The organism is Caballeronia cordobensis, from assembly GCF_001544575.2.
Lineage (GTDB): Bacteria > Pseudomonadota > Gammaproteobacteria > Burkholderiales > Burkholderiaceae > Caballeronia > Caballeronia cordobensis.
Map to the genome: position 1 here is coordinate 64,061 of NZ_FCNY02000019.1, position 23,826 is coordinate 87,886.

Annotated in this window: 24 protein-coding genes; 10 read left to right on the plus strand and 14 right to left on the minus strand. The window is 62.6% G+C overall.

Annotation, left to right across the window (positions count from 1 at the left end):
- Positions 1 to 106 precede the first annotated feature (106 nt).
- From tpx to AWB70_RS29115, 3 genes are all read left to right on the plus strand, one after another.
- The gene (gene tpx, locus AWB70_RS29105) at positions 107 to 607 is read left to right on the plus strand and encodes a thiol peroxidase (protein ID WP_014192294.1); all 501 of its coding nucleotides are present in this window, start codon (positions 107 to 109) and stop codon (positions 605 to 607) included.
- Between the two features lie 107 nt (positions 608 to 714).
- Entirely contained in the window at positions 715 to 1,653 is a 939-nt protein-coding gene (locus tag AWB70_RS29110; protein ID WP_053568788.1) for a carbohydrate kinase family protein, read from the plus strand.
- 17 nt (positions 1,654 to 1,670) lie between these two features.
- A complete protein-coding gene (locus AWB70_RS29115) occupies positions 1,671 to 2,150 on the plus strand; it encodes an outer membrane lipoprotein (RefSeq protein ID WP_053568789.1) in 480 nt (159 codons plus the stop codon).
- Between the two features lie 255 nt (positions 2,151 to 2,405).
- Here the strand turns inward: AWB70_RS29115 and AWB70_RS29120 are convergent, their stop codons facing one another.
- The 4 genes from AWB70_RS29120 to AWB70_RS29140 form a co-directional block, all read right to left on the minus strand.
- On the minus strand, positions 2,406 to 3,065 hold the full coding sequence (locus AWB70_RS29120) for a histone H1-like DNA-binding protein (protein ID WP_045451067.1): 660 nt from the start codon (positions 3,063 to 3,065) through the stop codon (positions 2,406 to 2,408).
- Positions 3,066 to 3,095: 30 nt separating this feature from the next.
- Complete coding sequence (locus AWB70_RS39420) at positions 3,096 to 3,425, minus strand: hypothetical protein (protein ID WP_075644240.1); 330 nt, start codon at positions 3,423 to 3,425, stop codon at positions 3,096 to 3,098.
- 103 nt (positions 3,426 to 3,528) lie between these two features.
- Positions 3,529 to 4,770, minus strand: a complete 1,242-nt coding sequence (locus tag AWB70_RS29130; protein WP_041730658.1) for a ribonucleotide-diphosphate reductase subunit beta — start codon at positions 4,768 to 4,770, stop codon at positions 3,529 to 3,531.
- Between the two features lie 673 nt (positions 4,771 to 5,443).
- Positions 5,444 to 5,656: a DUF3820 family protein gene (locus AWB70_RS29140; protein WP_014192300.1), complete on the minus strand. Its 213-nt coding sequence runs from the start codon at positions 5,654 to 5,656 to the stop codon at positions 5,444 to 5,446.
- Positions 5,657 to 5,778: 122 nt separating this feature from the next.
- On the opposite strand from AWB70_RS29140, the gene AWB70_RS29145 reads away from it, so the two are divergent.
- Positions 5,779 to 7,176 (plus strand): MFS transporter, encoded by a 1,398-nt coding sequence (locus AWB70_RS29145; RefSeq protein ID WP_014192301.1) that lies wholly within the window; start codon positions 5,779 to 5,781, stop codon positions 7,174 to 7,176.
- 710 nt (positions 7,177 to 7,886) lie between these two features.
- Here AWB70_RS29145 and AWB70_RS29155 read toward each other — a convergent pair.
- From AWB70_RS29155 to AWB70_RS29170, 4 genes are all read right to left on the minus strand, one after another.
- Positions 7,887 to 10,892 (minus strand): ribonucleoside-diphosphate reductase subunit alpha, encoded by a 3,006-nt coding sequence (locus tag AWB70_RS29155; RefSeq protein WP_053568791.1) that lies wholly within the window; start codon positions 10,890 to 10,892, stop codon positions 7,887 to 7,889.
- A gap of 569 nt (positions 10,893 to 11,461) precedes the next feature.
- Entirely contained in the window at positions 11,462 to 12,064 is a 603-nt protein-coding gene (ampD, locus tag AWB70_RS29160; protein ID WP_053568792.1) for a 1,6-anhydro-N-acetylmuramyl-L-alanine amidase AmpD, read from the minus strand.
- Positions 12,061 to 12,396, minus strand: a complete 336-nt coding sequence (locus AWB70_RS29165) for a PP0621 family protein (RefSeq protein ID WP_053568793.1) — start codon at positions 12,394 to 12,396, stop codon at positions 12,061 to 12,063. Before AWB70_RS29165 ends, ampD begins: the two co-directional genes overlap by 4 nt.
- 38 nt (positions 12,397 to 12,434) lie before the next feature.
- The gene (locus tag AWB70_RS29170; protein WP_053568794.1) at positions 12,435 to 13,343 is read right to left on the minus strand and encodes a cytochrome C assembly family protein; all 909 of its coding nucleotides are present in this window, start codon (positions 13,341 to 13,343) and stop codon (positions 12,435 to 12,437) included.
- Between the two features lie 110 nt (positions 13,344 to 13,453).
- Here AWB70_RS29170 and ffh point away from each other — a divergent pair, with 110 nt between their 5' ends.
- Together ffh and AWB70_RS29180 are read left to right on the plus strand one after the other, a co-directional pair.
- Positions 13,454 to 14,821, plus strand: a complete 1,368-nt coding sequence (gene ffh / locus AWB70_RS29175; RefSeq protein ID WP_014192306.1) for a signal recognition particle protein — start codon at positions 13,454 to 13,456, stop codon at positions 14,819 to 14,821.
- Positions 14,822 to 14,945: 124 nt separating this feature from the next.
- Positions 14,946 to 15,497, plus strand: a complete 552-nt coding sequence (locus AWB70_RS29180; RefSeq protein WP_053568795.1) for a hypoxanthine-guanine phosphoribosyltransferase — start codon at positions 14,946 to 14,948, stop codon at positions 15,495 to 15,497.
- A gap of 31 nt (positions 15,498 to 15,528) precedes the next feature.
- Here AWB70_RS29180 and AWB70_RS29185 read toward each other — a convergent pair whose 3' ends face one another.
- Positions 15,529 to 16,131, minus strand: coding sequence for a MarC family protein (locus AWB70_RS29185; protein WP_053568796.1), 603 nt, complete (start codon positions 16,129 to 16,131; stop codon positions 15,529 to 15,531).
- Positions 16,131 to 17,867 (minus strand): proline--tRNA ligase, encoded by a 1,737-nt coding sequence (locus tag AWB70_RS29190; RefSeq protein WP_053568797.1) that lies wholly within the window; start codon positions 17,865 to 17,867, stop codon positions 16,131 to 16,133. Before AWB70_RS29190 ends, AWB70_RS29185 begins: the two co-directional genes overlap by 1 nt.
- On the opposite strand from AWB70_RS29190, the gene AWB70_RS38515 reads away from it, so the two are divergent.
- The 3 genes from AWB70_RS38515 to AWB70_RS29200 all read left to right on the plus strand — a co-directional run bounded on the left by AWB70_RS38515 (position 17,858) and on the right by AWB70_RS29200 (position 19,487).
- Entirely contained in the window at positions 17,858 to 18,178 is a 321-nt protein-coding gene (locus AWB70_RS38515) for a hypothetical protein (protein ID WP_143281721.1), read from the plus strand. The two genes, AWB70_RS29190 and AWB70_RS38515, sit on opposite strands and share 10 nt — an antisense overlap.
- The gene (locus tag AWB70_RS29195) at positions 18,130 to 18,774 is read left to right on the plus strand and encodes an RNA pyrophosphohydrolase (RefSeq protein WP_014192310.1); all 645 of its coding nucleotides are present in this window, start codon (positions 18,130 to 18,132) and stop codon (positions 18,772 to 18,774) included. Before AWB70_RS38515 ends, AWB70_RS29195 begins: the two co-directional genes overlap by 49 nt.
- A gap of 149 nt (positions 18,775 to 18,923) precedes the next feature.
- Complete coding sequence (locus tag AWB70_RS29200; protein WP_053568824.1) at positions 18,924 to 19,487, plus strand: CNP1-like family protein; 564 nt, start codon at positions 18,924 to 18,926, stop codon at positions 19,485 to 19,487.
- Between the two features lie 61 nt (positions 19,488 to 19,548).
- Here AWB70_RS29200 and proB read toward each other — a convergent pair whose 3' ends face one another.
- From proB to rplU, 4 genes are all read right to left on the minus strand, one after another.
- Positions 19,549 to 20,667, minus strand: a complete 1,119-nt coding sequence (gene proB, locus AWB70_RS29205) for a glutamate 5-kinase (RefSeq protein ID WP_053568798.1) — start codon at positions 20,665 to 20,667, stop codon at positions 19,549 to 19,551.
- Positions 20,668 to 20,693: 26 nt separating this feature from the next.
- Positions 20,694 to 21,791, minus strand: a complete 1,098-nt coding sequence (gene cgtA / locus AWB70_RS29210; RefSeq protein WP_053568799.1) for an Obg family GTPase CgtA — start codon at positions 21,789 to 21,791, stop codon at positions 20,694 to 20,696.
- 143 nt (positions 21,792 to 21,934) lie between these two features.
- Positions 21,935 to 22,195, minus strand: a complete 261-nt coding sequence (rpmA, locus tag AWB70_RS29215) for a 50S ribosomal protein L27 (RefSeq protein ID WP_014192314.1) — start codon at positions 22,193 to 22,195, stop codon at positions 21,935 to 21,937.
- A gap of 24 nt (positions 22,196 to 22,219) precedes the next feature.
- A complete protein-coding gene (gene rplU, locus AWB70_RS29220; protein WP_014192315.1) occupies positions 22,220 to 22,531 on the minus strand; it encodes a 50S ribosomal protein L21 in 312 nt (103 codons plus the stop codon).
- Between the two features lie 272 nt (positions 22,532 to 22,803).
- Here rplU and AWB70_RS29225 point away from each other — a divergent pair, with 272 nt between their 5' ends.
- Positions 22,804 to 23,796 (plus strand): polyprenyl synthetase family protein, encoded by a 993-nt coding sequence (locus tag AWB70_RS29225; RefSeq protein ID WP_014192316.1) that lies wholly within the window; start codon positions 22,804 to 22,806, stop codon positions 23,794 to 23,796.
- The last annotated feature ends 30 nt before the right edge of the window (positions 23,797 to 23,826 follow it).

A 23,826-nucleotide genomic window follows, 5' to 3' on the forward strand; every position in this document is an offset into this window, starting at 1 on the left:
CGTCGCGCAAAGGGCTGAATCCCGTGCCGCACGACGCGCGTCGCTGCCTCAAGGCTTCGCACGCGCGATTTTCCCGTCAGCATCTGACAATTCTCTGGAGCGCAACATGAGTCAAGTTACCCTCGGCGGCAATCCCATCGACGTCGGCGGCACGTTTCCGGGCGCGGGCCAGCAGGCGCCCGAATTCACGCTCGTCGGCACGGATCTCGGCGACATCAAGCTCGCGAACTTCGCGGGCAAGCGCAAGGTGCTGAACATCGTGCCGAGCCTCGACACGCCGACCTGCGCCACCTCGACGCGCAAATTCAACGAAGCGGCAACGAAGCTCGACAACACGGTCGTCCTCGTGGTCTCGGGCGATCTGCCGTTCGCGGCGAAGCGCTTCTGCACCACGGAAGGCATCGAAAACTGCGTGACGGCCTCGACCTTCCGCGGCCACGAATTCGCGCAGGCCTATGGCGTCGACGTGACGAGCGGCCCGCTCAAAGGCCTGACGGCGCGCGCGGTCGTCGTGCTGGACGAGAACAACAAGGTTCTGCATTCGGAGCTCGTGACCGAAATCAAGCAGGAACCGAACTACGACGCCGCGCTCGCTGCACTGAAGTAAGTTTTGCGATGGACCGCCCGCATGCGGAGCGGTCCGCGCATACGAGGCGCGGTGAACCCTTCGCCGCGCGCCGTCTGCGCCTCTTCCATTCATAAAGGACGTTCGCCTTGGCTACGCTCATCTGCGGCTCGCTCGCCTACGACAACATCATGACTTTCCAGGGCCGCTTCGGCGACCACATCCTGCCGGACCAGGTGCATATGCTGAACATCAGCTTCCTGGTGCCGACGATGCGGCGCAACTTCGGCGGCTGCGCGGGCAACATCGCGTATGCGCTCAAGCTGCTCGGCGGCGAACCGAAGATCATGGCGACGCTCGGCGCGGCCGATTCGCAGCTCTATATCGACCGGCTCGACGCGCTCGGTCTGTCGAAGGACTACGTGCGCGTGCTGGCCGATCAGCACTCGGCGCAGTGCTTCATCACGACCGATCTCGCCAACAATCAGATCACCGCGTTCCACCCCGGCGCGATGATGGAATCGCACCTCAACCGTGCCGACGAAGCGCAAGGCATCTCGCTCGGCATCGTCGCGCCCGACGGGGCACAAGGCATGCGTGAGCACGCCGAAGGCCTGGCGCGCGCGGGCGTGCCGTTCGTGTTCGACCCGGGCCAGGGATTGCCGATTCTCGAAGGCGTGGAACTTTGTCGCATGATTGAACTCGCCACCTACGTGGCGGTCAACGATTACGAAGCCAAGTTGCTGAGCAACAAGACCGGCTGGTCGATCGAAGACATCAAAAGCCGCGTCGAAGCCCTCGTGATCACACGTGGCGAACACGGCGCGCAGATCTATCATGAAGGTGGCGTGCTCGAGATTCCCGTCGTGAAGGCGGCTCAGGTGGTCGATCCGACCGGTTGCGGCGACGCATTTCGCGGCGGCCTGCTGTACGGCATCGAAAACAAGCTTGGCTGGGAGAAAACGGGTCGTCTCGCGAGTCTGATGGGTTCGCTGAAAATCGAACATCAGGGGCCGCAAACCTACGCGCCGACGCGCGCCGAAATCGAAGAGCGTTTCAAGCAGGCCTTCGGAAGCAGCCTGTTCTGAATGATTGGAGTAAGGGAATGAAAACGATAAGTCGTATCGCGCTGGCAATGGCGCTCGTCGGCTCGGTGGCGCTGACCGGCTGCGCCTACAACAGCAGCTCTTCGGACGTCTACACGGCGTCCCAGGCGCAGCGCGAGGAAACGGTGCGCATGGCGACCGTCGAAAGCGTGCGCGGCGTGAAGATCAGCTCGAACAACGGCCAGCCGACCGGTCTCGGCACCATCGGCGGCGGCGCGCTTGGCGGCGTCGCGGCGGCGAGCGCGATCGGCGGCGGCAATGGCTCGATCATCGCAGGCATCATCGGCGGCCTGGCGGGCGCCGTGGCGGGCAACGCGGTCGAGAACAGTGTCGCGATGAAGAACGGTCTGGAGATCACCGTACGCCTCGATAACGGCGATCTTCGCGCAATCACGCAGACGGCGAACGGCGAAGTCTTTCAGGCGGGCGAGCGGGTGCGTCTGCTGTCGAGCGGCGGCGTCACGCGCGTGACTCACTGAGGCATTCCACTGAGGCATTCAACCGAGGAATAGGCGCCGCCGCCGGCGAGCGCCTCGCTCAACAAAGCGCATGTATCGAAAGATGCATGCGCTTTTTGTTTGCCGCGCAAAAGCGCGCGGCCGAAGCTCGATGTGATTCGTTGGCCGAAGTGAAAAACCCGCCGCCGGATTTCTCCAGCGACGGGTTCAGGCCGGGTAGGCCTACCCGGCTAAGGGCACAGCGAAGTGTGCCTGGGTGTCGCGTACCGCGAGACGTTACGGACGGCTGCCCGTCGGGAACGGCCATGCCGCTGCCGGGTTCAACGCCGTCTTGACCGCAGCGGCCGGAGCCGGAGCAGGCGCCGATACGGTCGTTGCCGTCGTTGCAGGAGCGGCAGCCGTGGTCTTCTTCGCAGCAGCGGCCTTCTTGGCCGGAGCTTTCTTCGCGGGGGCTTTCTTCGCAGCAGGAGCAGGCGCAGGCGCAGCGGCTGCGGTCTTCGCAGCAGCCTTTTTCGCGGGGGCTTTTTTCGCAGCGGCCTTCTTCGCTGCGGCCTTCTTCGCGGGCGCCTTCTTCGCCGCGGCCTTCTTCGCAGGCGCTTTCTTCGCTGCAGCCTTCTTCGCCGCTACCTTCTTGGTCGCGACTTTCTTTGCTGCGGCCTTTTTCGCCGGCGCCTTCTTGGCTGCGACCTTCTTCGCCGCGACCTTCTTAGCGGCAACCTTCTTCGCCGCTACCTTCTTTGCTGCGACTTTCTTGGTTGCCACTTTCTTCGCTGCGACCTTCTTGGCCGCGACCTTCTTCGCTGCTACTTTCTTCGCTGCAACCTTCTTCACAGCGACCTTCTTAGCGGCAACCTTCTTCGCCGGAGCGGCCTTCTTGGCGGTGACTTTCTTTGCTGCAGCCTTTTTCGCGGCGGGTTTTTTCTTGGCAACTGCCATGATTTTCTCCTTCAGGTTTTCAGATGAGAGTCAGTTCAAACAACACCCTTCGTCAAAACCCGCTTCCCACGTGTCGCCTTCTCGATAACGCACGCTACGAAGCGGATTATTCATCGGCGTACGCTGATCCCACCTGCTTACGCTAATGAATACGGCAAGGCGCGCCGTGCCCCGAGGCACCGCGCGCCAAATTAAGTCAGCACCGCTTCTTCGCGGCGCCGGCCATCGCTTGATCGAGCCAGCGAGCTTGCCGCTGGCATTTTCCGGGGGGAAGTTTGCCCATCCCTTTGCAGGGAACGCAAAACGCCTGTCTTCTATTCGAGCCACTTGGCCCGCTAAGTCAGTAGGCGCACTTTGCATCAGGCGACCGTTCTCCTAAACCTTGTCGGCCGGGCGCGCGTGAGCGACACGCTGCTGCCCGTCCATCCCATCGATTTCGTCTGCAACACGTCCTGGATTTTTATTATTCCCAGGTCAGCGCGCCGCCGGTTTGATACTCAATCACGCGTGTCTCGAAGAAGTTGCGTTCCTTCTTCAAGTCGATCATTTCGCTCATCCATGGGAACGGGTTTTCCTCGTTCGGGAAGAGCGGGTCAAGCCCGATCTGCTGGCAACGCCGGTTGCAGATGAAGCGCAAGTAGCTCTTGAACATCGACGCATTCAGGCCGAGCACCCCGCGCGGCATGGTGTCTTCAGCGTAGCGATATTCGAGATCGACAGCCTGCTTGAAGAGCTCGCGGATCTCCGCCTTGAATTCGGCGGTCCACAGTTGCGGCTCTTCCAGCTTGATCTGGTTGATGAGGTCGATGCCGAAGTTGCAGTGCATCGACTCGTCGCGGAGGATGTACTGATACTGCTCCGCCGCGCCCGTCATCTTGTTCTGGCGACCCAGCGCCAGAATCTGCGTGAACCCCACATAGAAGAACAGCCCTTCCATGATGCAGGCGAACACGATCAACGACTTCAGCAATTTCTGGTCCGCTTCCAGCGTGCCGGTGGTGAAGGCCGGGTCTGTCAGCGTATTGATGAACGGAATGAGGAACTCGTCCTTGTCGCGGATCGACTTCACTTCGTGATACGCGTTGAAGATCTCGCTCTCGTCGAGGCCCAGCGATTCGACGATGTACTGGTACGCGTGCGTGTGGATCGCCTCTTCGAACGCCTGGCGCAGCAGGAACTGGCGGCACTCCGGAGCGGTGATGTGACGGTACGTGCCGAGCACGATGTTGTTCGCGGCGAGCGAGTCCGCCGTGACGAAGAAGCCGAGATTGCGCTTGACGATGCGGCGCTCGTCGTCCGAGAGACCGTTCGGGTCTTTCCACAGGGCGATGTCGCGCGACATGTTCACTTCCTGCGGCATCCAGTGGTTCGCGCAGCCGGCGAGGTACTTCTCCCACGCCCACTTGTACTTGAACGGAACGAGCTGATTGACGTCGGTCTGGCCGTTGATGATGCGCTTGTCGGCGACATTGACGCGCGCTTCGCTCTGCGCGGCGATCGCGCCGGCGGATGGAATTGCGGCTGCGGGCGGAACGAAGCCATCGGAAAAGATGTTGTTCGCTTGAGCAGTGTGATGGGCAGCTTGATGAGCCGCAGCTTGCGCTGCCTGCGTACCGAAAGTCGTGCCTTGAGCGTGACGCAACGCGTTCGGTTGCGAAGCGCTCGAGGGAGCTACGGCAGTGGTCTCGTCATCCCAGTTGAGCATAAATTCTCACCATCAATTTAGATCGGTTTGTACCATCTTTTCATGAGCGATAAAAGAGTTTGCTCATGAAAATTCTCGTTTTCATGCGATTTAGATTCGGCGTTGCTACCTGCATACAACACTTGGCTCTTCGCTTCATGTTCGAAGCTCGATGCCGTACGTCTCGAATCGTGTGTGAAGCGGTCCTGATCGAGTGATGTCGAAGGCTTCGCGATGTGCTTCGAGCGCTTCGTATCGATGCCCTGAAAGCCGCGCCGCGCAAGGCGTTGCGGCCGGTGCTCCGTGCGAGCGCGCAACGCATGCCGTCCTTCGCTGCGCACATCGGCGCGTTGATGCGTTCGATAACGAACGCTTCGCAAGCTCGCTCACTTTGCTCATCGACGGATGTCTTCGCGACCACACTCGATGCGATGCGAAACATCTCTCAACGAGCGATCGATTTGCCCGCGCTTCGATGCGCTTCGATGCATGCCGTCGAACGCGCTTTGCTTCACTTCAAACATGCTTGCGCGGGCGTCTCGCATCACGCTCCGTTGCCTGCCCCGCGCCTCGAAAACCGTTGCCGAAGTCTAGCATTCTGCGTCTCTAATTTCCACAATATCTTGTGCTTGCAAATACCATCTCTACAACCTATAGCGTGTTTACGCGGCGCTGCTTTTCACAGCCAAAGCGCTCATCTGCCACGCAGAGGATCGAGCAGCGAGCGCAGATTGTTATGGTCGATCTCGTGCATCAACGCGAGCAGCGCACCGAGCTTGCCCTGTGGAAAACCCTCACGCGCGAACCACGCGAGATAGTGGCCGGGCAGATCGGCGAGCACGCGATCCTTGTACTTGCCGTAAGGCATCGTCTGCGTGACGAGCCGTTGCAGATCCTGCGGGTCCATCGCTTCTTCACTCCTCGTTCAATGTTCATCGCAGCACGTATCGCGCTTCGATCGCTCAGCGACCGCTCCATATCGGTGCCATAATCGCCGCTCTTGCCGCCAAGTGTCGATCGCGATTCACCATGCCGCTCGCCGTCAAAGCTTTCATCGCCCCTCTCATCGTCGCGTGCGCGATGTTCATGGAAAGCGTCGACGCGAATGTGATCGTCACCGCGATTCCCGAAATGGCGCGCGCCTTCGGACGCGATCCCGTTACGTTGAAGGTTGCGGTCACGAGCTACGTGCTCGGGCTCGGCGTCTTCATTCCGATCTGCGGCTGGGTCGCCGACCGTTTCGGCGCACGCGCCGTATTCCGCGCGGCCATCGGCGTGTTCGTCGTCGGCTCGCTGCTCTGCGCGGCATCGACATCGCTCGGACCGTTCACCGTCGCGCGCTTCATTCAGGGTGTCGGCGGCGCGATGATGGTGCCCGTCGGCCGCATCATCATCTTTCGCTCGGTGCGCCGCTCGGAGTTCATTCGCGCGATGAACTATCTCTCCGTGCCCGCAATGCTCGGACCCGCGGTCGGGCCGCTGCTCGGCGGCTTCATCACGACCTATCTGCACTGGCGCCTGATCTTCTTCATCAACATCCCGATCGGCATCATCGGCATCTATCTGACCAACCGCTACATCGCCAACTCGCACGAGGAACATCCGGGCCGGCTCGACTGGTTCGGCTTTTTCCTCTCGGCGGGCGCGGGCGTGCTGCTCTTGCTCGGGCTCTCGCTCGTCGGCGGCGAACTGATTCCGCAAGGCACCGCCTACGCGATGTGCGCCGCCGGCGCGCTGATGGTCGTGCTGTACTGCGTGCACGCGCGGCGCGCGGAAAAGCCGCTGCTCGATTTGCGCTTCTTCCGTGTGCCGACCTTCCAGGCGAGCGTGCTGGGCGGCTCGATGTTTCGCATCGGGCTCGGCGCGGTGCCGTTTCTTCTGCCGCTCGCGCTGCAGGAAGGCCTCGGCATGACCGCGTTCAAGTCCGGCGCGATTACCTGCGCGTCCGCGTTCGGCGGCATGTTCATGCGCTCGCTCGCATCGCGCGTGCTGCATCGCTTCGGCTTCCGGCAGACGCTCTTCTACAACGCGGCGCTGTCGGGCATCGCCATCGCGGCGTGCGGCGCGTTCTTTCCCGGCACGCCGACGTGGGTGATCTGGGCTGTCGTGCTGCTCGGCGGCTTCTTTCCCGCGTTGCAGTTCACGAGCCTCAATTCGCTCGCGTATGCGGAGATCGAAACACGCGATGTTGGCCGTGCGACCAGTCTCGCGAGCTTTGTGCAGCAGGTGTCGCTGGGGCTTGGCGTGACCGTCGCGGGGATCACGCTCGAACTCTCGCAATATCTGAACGGTCATGCGAGTGTGCAATGGTCGGATTTCTGGCCTGCGTTTGTTGTTGTTGGGTTTTTCTCGTTTCTTTCCATGCCGATTACGGCGCGGCTGGCGCATGATGCGGGGACTGAGATTTCGCGTGGCACGCGGGGGTGAGGATTGTTCGCTGCCTTCTTGCTTCTGCTGGCTTCTTGCCCCTTGCTCAGTAACCGCCTCCCCGGCGGAGGGGTAACTTTCTTTGCTGCTGCAAAGAAAGTCACCAAAGAAAGCAGCTTTGTCACCGCCCGCGGTCACACGCACGTTGGCCACTCTTCTCCTCGGGGAACGGCCCTCGCCTAAAGAGTGCCCCCATAGGCCCAATCGGGCCTGGATCGCGCACGGTCCGTCACATCGCACCACACCACAAACTGGTACAGCCATTTCAAGCTCCGGCCCGCTTCGCGGCCGACCGGCTTATCGGGTTTGCGAGTGCACTCGTGCTCGTTGGTTTCCCTCGCATACCCAGCGGCAGCGCGTAGCGCTGTGCCGAAGCTATTTCGTGCTGAACCAGCGTGTTCGAAGTTATGGCGAGTCAGACCGTGCGCGGTCCAAGCCCGGCTGATTCTTGAGGGCGACACTTAGACGAGTGCCGTTCCCCGAGGAGAAGAGTGGCCAAACTGCGTGTGACCGCCGGCGGTGAGAAGCTGCTTTCTTTGGTGACTTTCTTTGCAGCAGCAAAGAAAGTTACCCCCGCCCCGGGGAGGGGCAGCGCCAATAGACCACCAAGAAAACGGGATCCAGCGAAAAAAAAAGCAAAACGGACCGACACCGAAAGCAAGCACAACCCTGCCCCGATACCGGCCCGCTCCGACTAACTCAGTCGAACCTTACTGACAAGCCTCGCACTCGTCGAACCCCGGATCCCCCGGACGCATCATGCACACGGGACCGTCGGCCTCGGGAGCCGCTTCGGCCGCCGGTGCGCTCGCCGCCGCGTTAAAGCCGCCATTGCCAGCTGCCGCAGCACCACCGCCTACGCCACCACCAAAGCCGCCAGCCGCGCCAGAACCGCCATCACCCGAAGGCACCGCATTCAACGCACCATGCGCCACCGTCGACTTCTCGACGTGCGTCGCCGCCATCGTGCGGAGGTAGTACGTCGTCTTGAGGCCGCGAATCCACGCGAGCTTGTAGACCTCGTCGAGCTTCTTGCCCGACGCGCCCGCCATGTAGATGTTCAGCGACTGCGCCTGGTCGATCCACTTCTGACGGCGCGACGCCGCCTCGACGAGCCACTTCGGATCGACTTCGAACGCGGTCGCGTAGATCGCGCGCAGATCGGCCGGAATGCGGTCGATGCGCGAGAGCGTGCCGTCGAAGTACTTCAGATCCGACACCATCACTTCGTCCCACAGGCCGCGCGCCTTCAGGTCACGCACGAGGTAATCGTTCACGACCGTGAATTCGCCCGACAGATTCGACTTCACGTACAGGTTCTGGAACGTCGGCTCGATACACGCCGACACGCCGATGATGTTCGAAATCGTCGCCGTCGGTGCGATCGCCACGCAGTTCGAGTTGCGCATGCCGTACTGCGAGATGCGCGAACGCAGCGCGGGCCAATCCATCGATTCGGACGAATCCACTTCCACGTAACCGCCGCGCGCGTCAGCCAGCAGCTTGAGCGAATCCTGCGGAAGAATGCCGCGATCCCACAGCGAGCCGCGATACGTCGCGTAACGGCCGCGCTCTTCCGCCAGCTCCGTCGATGCGTAGTAGGCGTAGTAGCAGACGGCTTCCATCGAGCGATCCGCGAACTCGACCGCGTCGCCCGACGCGTACGGCGTGCGCAGCAGATGCAGGCAGTCCTGGAAGCCCATGATGCCCATGCCCACCGGACGATGCTTCAGGTTCGAGTTACGCGCCTTCGGCACCGCGTAGTAGTTGATGTCGATGACGTTGTCGAGCATGCGCATCGCCACGCTGATGGTGCGCTTGAGCTTCGCGTGATCCAGCGCGTACGTGCCATCGGCCTGCTTGACCATGTGCGCGACGAGGTTCACCGAGCCGAGGTTACACACGGCGATTTCCGTCTCGCTCGTGTTCAGCGTGATTTCCGTGCACAGGTTCGACGAATGCACGACGCCCACGTGCTGCTGCGGCGAACGCACGTTGCACGGGTCCTTGAACGTGATCCACGGATGGCCCGTTTCGAACAGCATGCCCAGCATCTTGCGCCACAGTTGCGCCGCCGGCAGCTTCTTGAACAGCTTGATCTCGCCGCGCGCGGCTTTCTCTTCGTAAGCGACGTAGGCCTTCTCGAAGTCCGCGCCGAACAGATCGTGCAGGTCCGGGCAGGTCGACGGCGAGAACAGCGTCCAGTCGCCGCCTTCGACGACGCGCTTCATGAACAGGTCGGGAATCCAGTTCGCCGTGTTCATGTCGTGCGTGCGGCGACGGTCATCGCCCGTGTTCTTGCGCAGTTCGAGGAATTCCTCGATGTCGAGGTGCCACGACTCCAGGTACGCGCACACCGCGCCCTTGCGCTTGCCGCCCTGGTTCACCGCGACGGCCGTGTCGTTCACGACCTTCAGGAACGGCACCACGCCTTGCGATTTGCCGTTCGTGCCCTTGATGTGCGAGCCGAGGGCGCGCACGCGCGTCCAGTCGTTGCCGAGACCGCCCGCGAACTTCGAGAGCAGCGCGTTTTCCTTGAGCGCCTCGTAGATGCCGTCGAGGTCGTCGGACACCGTCGTCAGATAGCACGACGACAATTGCGAGCGATGCGTGCCCGAGTTGAACAGCGTCGGCGTCGATGACATGAAGTCGAACGACGACAGCACGTTGTAGAACTCGATGGCGCGCGCTTCGCGGTCGATTTCGTTGAGCGACAGGCCCATCGCGACACGCATGAAGAATGCCTGCGGCAACTCGATGCGCGTGCCTTCGACGTGCAGGAAGTAGCGGTCGTACAGCGTTTGCAGGCCGAGGTAGCCGAATTGCAGATCGCGGTTCGCGTCGAGCGCGGCGCCGAGGCGCTTCAGGTCGAACTGTTGCAGCTTGTCGTCGAGCAGGCCGGCTTCCACGCCGCGCTTGATGAACAGCGGGAAGTACTCGGCGTAGCGCTCGCCCATTTCGGCTTGCGTCACTTCGCCTTCGAGAATTTCGCGGCGGATCGTGTGCAGCAGGATGCGCGACGTGACCTGGCTGTACGCCGGGTCCTTCTCGATCATCGTGCGCGCGGCGAGGATCGCCGAGTCGTAGACCTGCGACATCGGCACGCCGTCGTACAGGTTCTTCACCGTTTCCGCGACGATCGGATCGGCGGACACCGCATCGCCCAGATTGGCGCAGGCGGAGACGATCAGCGCCTTCAGCGCGTCCATGTCGAGCGGATGCGTGACGCCGTTGTCCGTCACGTTGATGACGCCGCCTTCGTGCGCCTGCGCGTGCTCTCCGGCCGAGCGCTCTTGCGTGCGCTGCTGCGAGCGCTTCTCGCGATACAGCACGTAGGCGCGCGCGACGTTGTGCTCGCCGCCGCGCATCAGCGCGAGCTCGACCTGATCCTGAATGTCTTCGATATGGAACGTGCCGCCGTGCGGACGGCTGCGCACGAGCGCGCGCACGACCGCTTGCGTCAGTTGCTCGACGAGTTCGCGCACGCGCGCGGAGGCTGCGCCCTGGCCACCGTTCACGGCGATGAATGCCTTCGTCACGGCGATCGCGATTTTCGTCGGCTCGAACGACACCACGCTTCCGTTGCGACGGATGACCTTGTAGTCGGCAAACGTCGTGTTCGGCGCGAGCGCCTCTGCGCCCACGGCTTGCGCGCCGCCCATCGGCTGTGCGGAGGCGCCTTCGAAGGAAGTCGTGGCGTTCTCGGTGGTTTGCATGTGCAAAACTCCTGGTGTTCGAATGGTGCGGATGGTCCGCGGATTTATCACTTATGCCGCGCTTCGCGAGAACTTCACGACGCTCGCGCGGTGTTTTGGCGGTATAGCCGGGCTGTGAATGCAGCAGGCCAGATAACACGAATCGCGGCGCTTACGGCCCGCATTGTTCTTGGCGTCTCATGCGGTGCCCGCGTTGGCGCGCGGTGTCGGTCGACGCAACTCGCGCTCGCTTGCTTGCCTTTTCACGGTGCTGCTCGCTGGCGCCCGATGCGCCCGGCGCCCCTCCCTCGCTGAGAGAACCGCCTCGCGCATCGCCCCGGGCCAGCCAAACTTCTTCTACGCCGGAAAGCCGACGGCGCCGGCTCTACTGAGCGGGCGCCGCCACAACAACACAAGATCTAGTGCCAAGTACGTCTTTCGGCACCAAGTATAGTGGACATCCGCGCAGTCTCAAAAAGTTTTATTTGCCTTCGACATGCCGCTGCGGGGTTGACTTTTGCTATGGCGAAGCACGACAAGGCCTCCCGCGCGACCCTGTTGCGCCGCAGCGAGAAAGACCTTACGCGGCGTCAGATGTTGGACAGAAAGGGGAAGAACGACGGCGGCAACGCGCTGTCATGACGCAGGCGCTGCCAGTCGAAGTGGGGGCCCGGATCGGTCTTGCGGCCGGGCGCGATATCGGAATGACCGGCCACCGCATCGATCGGATAGCGCTTCACGATGATGCGCGCCAGCCGCGTGAGCGCTGCGTATTGCGCGTCCTCGAACGGCAGGCGGTCGCTGCCTTCGAGCTCGATGCCGATCGAGAAATCGTTGCAGCGCTCGCGTCCGCAGAACGACGAGACGCCCGCGTGCCACGCGCGTTCGTCGCAGGAAACGAATTGCCGGATTTCGCCGTCGCGGCGGATCACGAAGTGCGCCGACACACGCATGCCGCGCAACTGATCGAAGTACGGATGCGCGTCGTGATCGAGCGTGTTGAGGAAGAACTCGGCGATCGCGTCGGTCGTGAAATCGTCGGGCGGCAGGCTGATGTTGTGCACGACGATGAGCGTCGGCACCGCGCCGTCCGGACGCGCCTCGAAGTTCGGCGACGGCAGGCGCGTCGCGTCCGTGAGCCAGCCTTGCGCGTCGATGTGCGGATCGCGCTTCGATGCGGCGTGAGCGTTCATCGCGCGTCGCGGCCAGTCGGACGGGCCGCGTAATGGCGCGCGTGATCGGCGCAACAGAAGCGCTCGCCCGCGACGACGATCGATTCGCTGCGCGGCGTATGCACGCCGCATTGCGCGCAGCGGATGAGCGGATCGGTGAGTTGCGGTGCATCGTGCGGCGCGGCGCCGTTGCCGTTGCCGTTTCTCGTCCGGCGCGCGCCGAACGCGCCGCCGGCACTCGCCCCGCCCGCTTGGGCGTCGCCTTGCTGCGCGCGTTCGTTCGCGCGGCGCAGTTTCTTCAGGAGCCATTGGCACACGAAGAAGAGGACGATCAGGAAGATGAAATTTCGCATCGATTCAAATGCCGGTAAAGAGTGCGCGCTTCCTGCGCTCAGACGACCGCGCGATGCAGCAGCACTTCGAACACGAAGCGGCTGCCGACATACGCGAGCAGCAGCGCGGCGAACGAAGCGAGCACCCAGCGCAACGCGGCGCGTCCGCGCCATCCGGAAATGCGGCGGGCGGTGAGCAACGCGCCGAACATCAGCCAGGAGACGAAGGCGAACACGGTTTTGTGATCGAGACGCAACGCGCGATCGACCAGTTGTTCGTTGAACGCGATGCCCGACACGAGCGTGAGCGTGAGCAGCACGAAGCCCGCCGCGATCAGACGGAACAGCAGTTTTTCGAGTGTCAGGAGCGGCGGCAGCGTGTCGAGCCAGCTCGCGAGCCAGCCGTTGCCGGCGTGACGCGTCGCCATGCCGCGCATGCGCTGCAGGCGGCGTTCGAGCATCAACATGAGCACCGCGTGCAGCGCGGCGATCGCGAAGAGCCCGTACGCGATGTTCGCGATCAGGAAATGCAGCTTGAACATCGGCGCGGCGGAATACGACAGCACGCGCACGCCGCCGAAAAGAAGCGGCAGGAGCGACGCGATGCACGCGAGCGGCAGCACGAGCAGGCGCAAGCCGTCGAGCGGGAAGAAGAAGCTCTCGATCCAGTAGATGCCCGCGCCGAGCCAGAACATCGCGGAGAGCGCGAACGCGAAGCCGAAGACCATCGCGTTCTGGGGAAAGATCGTGGCGTGCAGCAGCAGGCCGTGCACGAGCAGCGCTACTAATAATAGAGCGCGGCCCAGGTTGCCCATGTCGGCCGGTTTCCTGGGCGCGGCGGCCGGCGCGATGCCCGTGGGCACGCCGGCCAGCGCCGGCTCCACGGCCGTGTGGCGATGCGCGCGCCAGCCCGCCACGGCGAGTCCGCCGTAGAGAAGCGCAGTGAGGGCATACAGTACAATATCCATGTTCGAAGTTTACACTAGGCCCTTGATCCACGACGTTTTCCCCCTTGCGCCAGCGCGGGGCGGCAGGACGTTTCGCGTCGAAAAAGGGCCGCATTCTCTACCGTTTCCCCATGCTCGATAACCTGACTCAACGGATGGCGCGCGTCGTCAAGACGCTGCGCGGCGAGGCTCGGCTCACCGAGGCCAACACGCAAGAGATGTTGCGGGAAGTGCGCCTCGCGCTGCTCGAAGCGGACGTGGCGCTGCCCGTCGTGCGCGAGTTCATCGCGAAGGTGAAGGAAAAGGCGCTCGGCGAGGAAGTGCTGTCGAGCCTCTCGCCGGGTCAGGCGCTCGTCGGCGTCGTGCAGAAAGAACTGACGGCCGTGATCGGCGGCGATTACGAAGGCAAGGCCGCGGAACTGAATCTCGCCGTCGCGCCGCCCGCCGTCATCCTGATGGCCGGCCTGCAGGGCGCGGGTAAAACCACGACCACCGGCAAGCTCGCCAAGCTGCTGCGCGAGAAGAGCAAGAAGAAGGTGCTCACGGTTTCCGTCGACGTGTATCGCCCCGCCGCGATCCGCCAGTTGCAGACGGTGACGGAGCAGGTCGGCGCGGACTTCTTCCCGTCCGAGCCGAACCAGAAGCCCGCCGACATCGCCCGCGCGGCGATCGACTGGGCCAAGCGCCACTATCACGACGTCGTGATCGTCGATACGGCCGGCCGCCTCGGTATCGACGAAGCGATGATGAAGGAAATCAGCGAGCTGCACGGCTTGCTGAAGCCCGCCGAAACGCTCTTCGTCGTCGATGCCATGCTGGGTCAGGACGCGGTCAACACGGCCAAGGCGTTCAACGACGCGCTGCCGCTCACCGGCGTCGTGCTCACCAAGCTCGACGGCGATTCGCGCGGCGGTGCGGCGCTCTCCGTGCGTCACGTCACGGGCAAGCCGATCAAGTTCGTCGGCGTCGCCGAAAAGCTGGACGGCCTCGAAGTGTTCCATCCGGACCGCATGGCGAACCGGATTCTCGGCATGGGCGACATTCTCGCGCTCGTCGAGGAAGCGCAGCGCGGCGTGGATACCGCGGCCGCGCAAAAGCTCGCCGACAAGGTCAAGAAAGGCGGCGACTTCGACCTGAACGACTTCAAGGCACAGCTCGCGCAGATGAAGAACATGGGCGGATTGTCGTCGCTCATGGATAAATTGCCGGCACAGTTCCAGCAGGCGGCGCAAGGCGCGGACATGAACAACGCCGAGAAGCAGATGCGCCGCATGGAAGGCATCATCAACTCCATGACCATCAAGGAGCGCGCGAAGCCCGAACTCATCAAGGCGGCGCGCAAACGCCGCATCGCCGCGGGCGCGGGCGTGCACGTTCAGGAAGTGAACCGCATGCTCAATCAATACGAGCAGATGCGCGGCATGATGAAGAAGCTGAAGGGCGGCAACCTTCAGAAAATGATGCGCGGCATGAAGGGCATGCTGCCCGGCATGCGCTGAACCGCATTTTTATTGAACCCGCGTTCTCTTCGGGCGTCCGACTCGAACGAAGCGCGGGTTTATCATATGGCGCACGCCGCCGTTTTTTTCCACACTAAGTAGTCTGCCTTTCCCCGCTTTCCCTATGAATCGCGAAGAAGCCCTCCATATTTTCAGCCACTCGGAAGAGATCGTGACGGCTGACGAAGTCAACGCATCGATCGGCAAGATGGCCTCGTCCATCAAGGCGGCGACGCAGGACGACTTCCCGCTCGTACTTTCGGTGATGGGGGGCGCGGCCGTGTTCACGGGCATGCTGCTGCCGCATCTGGATTTCCCGCTGGAGTTTGATTACATCCACCTGACACGCTATCGCAACGCCATCAAGGGCGGCAGCGAGATGCAGTGGCGCGTGGCGCCGGCGGAATCGGTGAAGGATCGCGTGGTGCTCGTGCTCGACGACATTCTCGACGAAGGCGAAACGATGGCCGCCATCCGCGACCGCATCATGGCGATGGGCGCGAAGACGTTCCTGTCGGCGGTGCTGTGCGAGAAGATCATTCCGAAGGCGAAGCCGCTGCGTCCGGATTTCTGTGGATTCGAGGTGCCGGACCGGTATGTTTTCGGATGCGGGATGGATGCCAAAGGGTATTGGCGGAATTTGCCGACGATTCGGGCGTTGACCGAAGGGGCGTAAGTCAAAAAAAAGCGGCCAACCGGCCGCTTTTTCATTGAAGCTGATGCACGAAGGTGCGTATCCCCGTCAAGATCATCTCGACGGAAATCGCGACGAGCACCAAACCCATCAAGCGCTCGAACGCTGTGACGACACGCTCGCCGAGCCACTGCTGAATCTTTTCCGCAAGAATCAGCACGGTCGCGCAGACGATCATCGTGACCGTGAGCGCGCCGACCCACTCCAGCATCTTGCCGGGCGCTTGCGAGGTCAGCAGCATCACGGTTGCGAGCGCCGAGGGCCCGGCCAGCGCCGGAATCGCGAGCGGCACGATGAGCGGCTCGCCGCCGCGTGAGTCGCCGCCCATCGCGCCGTCCGGATGCGGGAAGATCATGCGCAGCGCGATCAGAAACAACACGATCCCGCCAGCGATGCGCAACGACAAATCCGTGAGGTTCATCGCGCGCAAAAAGCGCTCGCCCGCCATCATGAACACCAGCAGGATTCCGAACGCGATCGCGACTTCCCGAAGGATCACGACGCGGCGCCGCTCCTTCGCGACGCCGCGCAACGCATTGATGAAGATCGGGATATTGCCGAGCGGATCGGTGATCAGCAGCAGCAGGATCGTCGCCGACAGAAAGTTGTACTGCATTACTTCCCGAGCGCGGTCCGCACTTTTTCGATCACAACGTTAGCGGCTTCATCGACCGGCAGCAGCGTGGCTTCGGCATCGCGGCGGCCCTGATATTCGAGCTTGCCTTCCTTCAGCCCGCGATCGCCGATCACGATGCGATGCGGCACGCCGATCAGTTCCCAGTCCGCGAACATCACGCCCGGGCGCTCGCCGCGATCGTCGAGAATCACGTCGATGCCCTGCTGCTGCAGCGTGGCGTACAGCTTGTCGGCCTGCTCGCGCACGGCGTCGCTGCGGTCGTAGCCCATCGGGCAGATCACGACTTCGAACGGCGCGATGGCTTCCGGCCAGATGATGCCGCGGTCATCGAAGTTCTGTTCGATCGCCGCGCCCAGCACGCGCGTGACGCCGATGCCGTAGCAGCCCATCTGCATCGGCGCGGGCTTGCCGTTCTCGTCGAGGAACGTCGCGCCCATCGAATCGGAATACTTCGTGCCCAGTTGGAACACGTGGCCCACTTCGATGCCGCGGCAGATTTCGAGCGCACCCTTGCCGTCCGGCGACGGATCGCCCGCGACGACATTGCGGATATCCGCCACGTCCGGTTCCGGCAGATCGCGGCCCCAGTTCACGCCGGTCGTGTGGTAATCGACCTCGTTCGTGCCCACCACGAAATCGCTCATGTTCGCGACCGTGCGGTCCGCGATCACGCGCACCGGCTTCTTCGTGCCGATCGGGCCGAGATAGCCCGGCGGCGTGCCGAACCATTCGATGATCTCGGCTTCCGTCGCGAAGCGATAGCCCGCAAGACCCGGCAGCTTGCCCGTCTTGATGTCGTTGAGCGAATGATCGCCGCGCAGCATCAGCAACCAGATGGTCGGCTCGGCGCCTTCGTTCTCCGTGGCGAGCACGATCGACTTGATGGTCTTTTCGAGCGGAATGTTCAGAAGCTGCGCGACCGCCTCGCATTTCGCCGCGCCGGGCGTCGGCGTCTTCTTCAGTTCTTCCGTGGGCGCGGCGCGTTCTGCGATGAGCGGCAGCGCATCCGCCGCCTCGACGTTCGCCGCGAAGTCCGATGTCGGGCAATACGCGATGTCGTCCTCGCCCGTATCGGCGATCACGTGGAACTCGTGCGAGCCGCTGCCGCCGATCGAGCCGTTGTCCGCCGCGACCGCGCGGAACTCCAGGCCGATGCGCGTGAAGATGCGCACGTACGCCTCGTACATCTTGCGATACGACTCGGCGAGGCCGTCGAGGTCCTTATCGAAGGAATAGGCGTCCTTCATGATGAACTCGCGGCCGCGCATCACACCGAAGCGCGGACGGATTTCGTCGCGGAACTTCGTCTGGATCTGGTAGAAGTTCACCGGCAACTGGCGATAGCTCTTGATGTCGCGCCGCGCGATGTCCGTCACGACTTCCTCGTGCGTCGGGCCGACGACGAAATCGCGCTCGTGACGATCCTTGAAGCGCAGCAGTTCCGGGCCGTACTGCTCCCAGCGGCCCGATTCCTGCCACAGTTCGGCGGGCTGCACGGCGGGCATCAGCAATTCGAGCGCGCCCGCGCGGTTCATCTCTTCACGCACGATGGCTTCGACCTTGCGCACCGAGCGCAGGCCGATCGGCATGTAATCGTAGATGCCGCCCGCGACGCGGCGGATCATGCCGGCGCGCATCATCAGCCTGTGGCTGACGATTTCGGCGTCGGCGGGAGCTTCTTTCAGGGTGCCGATGAAGAAACGGGATGCTTTCATTCAAATTTTCCAAAAGCGGCGCGCGCTGCGGAGCCTGTGTGGCGCCGGAGCTGGCGTATCAAGGTGAACGACTGAAACGGTCGACGGCTTTGCATGAAGAAGAAGATTTTGCCGTCTTCCGGAAACCCTGGCAAAGAGCCGCAAACCCGGCGCGGAAATTCATGCCCCGCCGCCGGGGTGCGCGCCGCGGGTTCGAACCGATGCGCGGGGTCCGTTATCTGTTTATAATCAAAGCAATTTTAAAGGATTTGAAGGTGGCTGTATGCTGGATCGTGAAGGCTTTCGCCCGAACGTCGGCATCATCCTCTTGAACGCGCGCAACGAAGTGTTTTGGGGCAAACGACTGCGTGAACATTCCTGGCAGTTTCCGCAAGGGGGCATCAAATACGGCGAGACCCCCGTGCAAGCCATGTATCGGGAGTTACACGAAGAAACCGGTCTGCTTCCGGAGCACGTGAAAGTTGTCGGTCGCACACGCGACTGGCTGCGTTATGAGGTGCCGGACAAGTTCATCAAGCGCGAGGTGCGCGGTCATTATCGCGGTCAGAAACAGATCTGGTTTCTGCTGCGCATGGTAGGCCGCGATTGCGACATCTGTCTGCGCGCGACGGACCATCCGGAGTTCGATGCCTGGCGCTGGAACGAGTATTGGGTGCCGCTGGACGCGGTTATCGAGTTCAAGCGCGACGTTTATCAAATGGCTCTCACCGAGCTGTCCCGCTTCCTGCGGCGCACCAACTCCCGCGGAGAACGCGGCGAGCGCGCCGCGCATCATGGGCCGCGCTACCCGCGCGTGCTCCAGACGATGACGATCGAAGCACCTGCCGTAACTGCCTCCGGCGCGGCGGTTCAGGCAGAATGCACGGTCAGCGAAGAAGTGCATGTGATCGTCCACCGCTCATCGTGAGACCGGTCGCGGCGGTTCCTCGCACACTTTGACACTCAACTCGATTGCGATCGATGGCACGGCGAACTTCTCGCCGTGCCATCTCGCTTTGTTTCGCGGGCCGGCTTTTCGAGGGCCGCGCGTATGTTTCCGGGAAGACCCAATTGAAAGTGAACGCCACACTCGCGGTAATCGCGGCATCCGCGGCAGCGCTGGCCGTGCTCGCCGGCTGCTCCAGCAACAAAGCGCCGTCCACGCAAGACGACGGCGTGTTCACCTATCTGCTCGATCGCAAGCCGAACTGGACCGAGGAAAAAGTCGAGACGCTGCCGCCTTTGCCGCAAGCGTCGAATCTGCTTGCGTTCAACGTTTCGCAGAACACGCCGCTCACCTTCTCCGTCGACAAGACTTCGCTCACGGTCGGCAAGGACGGCGTCGTGCGCTACGTGGTCGTCGTGACGAGTCCGGCGGGCGCGCGCAACGTCAACTATGAAGGCATTCGTTGCGATACCTACGAATGGCGCCGCTACGCGAGCATCAACGACGATCAGAACGGCTGGGATCAGGGCGTCGCCTTCGATTTCAAGCGCATCGAGAATGGCGAGCTGAACGCGTATCAGGCCGCGCTCTATCAGGATTATTTCTGCGCGAGCAAGCTGCCGGTCGGCACGGCGAAACAGATCGTCAACAACATTCAGTACAAGCGCACGCAGAGTTCGATCAACTCGCGCTGATTTTCACCGCGCCCAAAGTACAACGCCCGCTGGACTTCAGCGGGCGTTTTCGTTTTTCGGCTCAGACGAGCACGAGATTGTCTCGATGGATCAGCTCGGGCTCCAGCATGTAGCCGAGCACGGTTTCGATCTCCCCGCTCGGCCGCCGATGAATCAGCCGCGCTTCCGAACTGCTGTAGTTCGTGATGCCGCGCGCGACCTCGCGCCCCTGATTGTCGACGCAGGCGATCACCTCGCCGCGATCGAACGCGCCCTTCACGTCGATCACGCCGATCGGCAGCAAGCTCTTGCCGTCTGCGGTGAGCTTGTTGACCGCGCCTGCGTCGATCACGACGTGCCCGCGCACCTGCAAGTGATCCGCCATCCACTGCTTGCGTGCGGCCATGCGCGCCATGCGTGCGATGAGCTGCGTGCCGATCAATTCGCCCGACGCGAGCCGCGTCAGCACGTCGGCTTCGCGGCCGCTCGCGATCACCGTGTTCGCGCCGCTATGCGCCGCGCGCTTCGCCGCGAGAATCTTGGTCAGCATGCCGCCGCGCCCGAGGCTCGAACCCGCGCCGCCGGCCATCTGCTCCAGTTCCGGCGTGCCGGCGTCGGCCTGCTCGACGAGTGTCGCGTTCGGGTCCTTGCGCGGATCGGCGGTGAACAGGCCGCGCTGATCGGTGAGGATGACAAGCGCATCGCCTTCGATCAGATTCGCGACCAGCGCGCCGAGCGTGTCGTTGTCGCCGAACTTGATTTCATCGGTGATTACGGTGTCGTTTTCGTTGATGATCGGCACCGCGCCCAGGCGCAACAGCGTGAGCAGCGTCGAGCGCGCGTTCAGATAACGTTCGCGATCGGCGAGATCCGCGTGGGTCAGCAGAATCTGCGCGGTGCGGATGCCGTGCGCGCCGAAGCTGCTTTCATACACCTGCGCGAGCCCCATCTGACCGACCGCGGCGGCGGCCTGCAATTCGTCGATCTCGCGCGGACGCTTGGTCCAGCCGAGCCGGTGAATGCCTTCCGCAATCGCGCCCGAACTCACGAGCACGACTTCCTTGCCTTGCTCGCGCAGCGCCGCGATCTGCGCCGCCCAGCGAGAAATGGCTGCATGGTCGAGCCCGCGCCCGTCGTTGGTGACGAGGCTGGACCCAACTTTCACTACGATTCGCTTCGCAGCGGCGATGACCGAACGCATCGTGCGCTTTCTCCTCGTGGTTGCTCTTATTCCTTCGTTGCGTCGCCGCGCGCTTCGTCCCGAAAGCGCACATCGGCGGCCAGATCTTCCGCTTCCGCCGCGCGCGACGCGTCCGAATGCTGGGAAATATAGTCGTAGATCGCGTAGGTCAGCGCTTCGCAGCCCTGGCCCGTCAGCGCGGAAATCTCGAAGACCAGGCCGTCCCACTCGAAGCGTTCGACGAAATCGGCGATGCGCGCTGCGCGCTCGTCTTCCGGCACCATGTCGAGCTTGTTCAGCACGAGCCAGCGCGGCTTCTCGTAGAGCGTCTCGTCGTACTTGCGCAGTTCGTTGACGATCGCCTTCGCTTCCGCGACCGGATCGACATTTTCATCGAACGGCGCCATGTCGACGAGATGCAGCAGGACGCCCGTGCGCTGCAAGTGCCGAAGGAAACGATGCCCGAGTCCCGCGCCTTCCGCCGCGCCTTCGATCAGACCCGGAATATCGGCGATGACGAAGCTCTTGCTCGGCCCGACACGCACCACGCCGAGATTCGGCGCGAGCGTCGTGAACGGATAATCCGCAATCTTCGGCCGCGCGTTCGACACCGACGAGATGAAGGTGGACTTGCCCGCGTTCGGCATGCCCAGCAGGCCGACATCGGCGAGCACTTTCAGTTCGAGCTTGAGCATGCGGCGCTCGCCCGGCTTGCCGTCGGTTTTCTGACGCGGCGCGCGATTCGTGCTCGACTTGAAGTGCAGGTTGCCGAGGCCGCCCGCGCCGCCTTGCGCAATCTGCACCTGCTGATTGTGCTCGGTCAGGTCCGCGATAATCTCGCCGGTTTCCTGATCCGAAATGATCGTGCCGACCGGCATGCGCAGCGTGATGTCGTCGCCGCCCTTGCCGTAGCAATCCGCGCCGCGGCCGTTTTCGCCGTTGCGCGCCTGATGCTTCTTGGAAAACCGGTAGTCGATCAGCGTGTTGATATTGCGATCGCCGATGGCATAGACGCTGCCGCCGCGGCCGCCGTCACCGCCGTCCGGTCCGCCGAACGGGACGAACTTTTCGCGGCGCATCGACGCGCTGCCATCTCCCCCGTCGCCGGCGATGACTTCAATCCTCGCTTCGTCAATGAACTTCATGCGTTGCTCCGTCCCGTGTTTGCTGTATTTTGCCGTGACCGACATTCCCGGTCACTCATGATTCGATTTGACCGCACCAAATAAAAATGGCCCCGCAAACTTCGCGGGGCCATTTTCCGGTCCTGAAGCCCGTGCGTAAGAACTTACGCTGCCGGGACGACGACGACCGTATGCTTGCGTGCTGCGCCCTTGGTCACGAACTTGACGTGGCCGTCAGCCAGCGCGAACAAGGTGTGATCCTTGCCGATGCCGACGTTCTCGCCCGGGTGCATGCGCGTGCCGCGCTGGCGAACGATGATGCCGCCTGCATTGATTGCCTGGCCGCCGTACACCTTCACGCCGAGTCGTTTGCTCTCGGAGTCGCGGCCGTTGCGGGAAGACCCGCCTGCTTTTTTGTGTGCCATTTGCTTAGCTCCTTACCGGTGCGCTTACGCGTTGATCGCGTCGATGCGCAGTTCGGTGTAGTTCTGGCGATGGCCAGCGTGCTTTTGGTAGTGCTTCCGGCGACGCATCTTGAAGATGGTCACTTTCTTGTGACGACCTTGCGACACGACGGTAGCCTTGACGGAAGCCCCACTGACCAGCGGCGTACCGAACTTAATCGATTCGCCTTCGCCTACTGCGAGAACCTGGTCGAGCGTGATTTCAGCGTCAATGTCTGCCGGTATCTGTTCTACTTTCAATTTTTCGCCAACGGCAACTTTGTACTGCTTGCCGCCGGTTTTTATGACCGCGTACATTGAGAACCTCACTCAGAATTCTTCCCGCTCGCGCGGGAAACTTCAAATTTCCCACGCACCACGCGGGGGAAAACACGCGATTATACATAGAGTTACGCTCGACGTCAAAGCGCGATAGCCCACCCGGCGCGGGCAGGCGGCCGGCGCGATCCTCGGCGAAAACCCGTCGAACCACGCGCGATTTTCAGCGACACAGCGCGATTCGACACCCCAAACACCCGTCGGCTGTCGGATTCGCCTTATAATCCGCCGGATTACCCTTAATGCCGATCATGTCGTCCACCGCCACTTCCTCTCCCAACGCCGCCGCGCTGCTTGCCCCGATCGCCGAGGACATGCAGCAGGTCAATCGCGTCATCCGGCAGCGCCTGGCATCAGAAGTGATGCTGATCAACCAGATTTCGGAGTACATCATCGGCGCGGGCGGCAAGCGGCTGCGTCCGGCGCTCCTGCTGCTGGTGTCGGGCGCGCTCGGCGACACGACCGGACATCGGCACGAACTCGCGGCGGTGGTGGAATTCATCCACACGGCGACGCTCCTGCATGACGACGTCGTCGACGAATCCGACCTGCGCCGTGGCCGCAAGACCGCGAACGCGCTCTTCGGCAATGCGGCGAGCGTGCTGGTCGGCGACTTCCTCTATTCGCGCTCGTTCGAAATGATGGTGAGCGTCGGCAAGATGCGCGTGATGGAGATTCTCTCGGTCGCGACCAACATCATTTCCGAAGGCGAAGTGCTGCAGTTGCTCAACATGCACGACCCGGACGTCGACGAAGCGCGTTACATGCAGGTGATCCGCTACAAGACGGCGAAGCTGTTTGAGGCGGCGGCGCAACTGGGCGCGGTGCTCTCGGGCGCGGATGCGCGCACCGAAGCGGCGGCGGCGGAGTTCGGCCGGCGCATCGGCACGGCGTTCCAGATCATGGACGACTGGCTCGACTACACCGGCACGCCGGAATCGATGGGCAAGAACGCCGGCGACGATCTGCGCGAAGGCAAGCCCACGCTGCCGCTCATCTATTTGATGGAGCACGGCACCGCCGAGCAGGCGGCGCTCGCACGCGAAGCGATCGAGCAAGGCGGCACGGATCGTTTCGATACGATCTTCCACGCGATCACGACTTCTGGCGCGCTCGATCACACGCTGAAGTGTGCGCGGAAAGAAGCCGAAGCAGCGGCGAAAGCAATTTCTTCGTTTCCTGATTCCATTTTCAAAGAAAGCCTGTTAGAATTATGTTCTTACTCGACGTCGAGACAGTCTTAAACGAGACTGAAACGGCGTAGCAGTACAGAT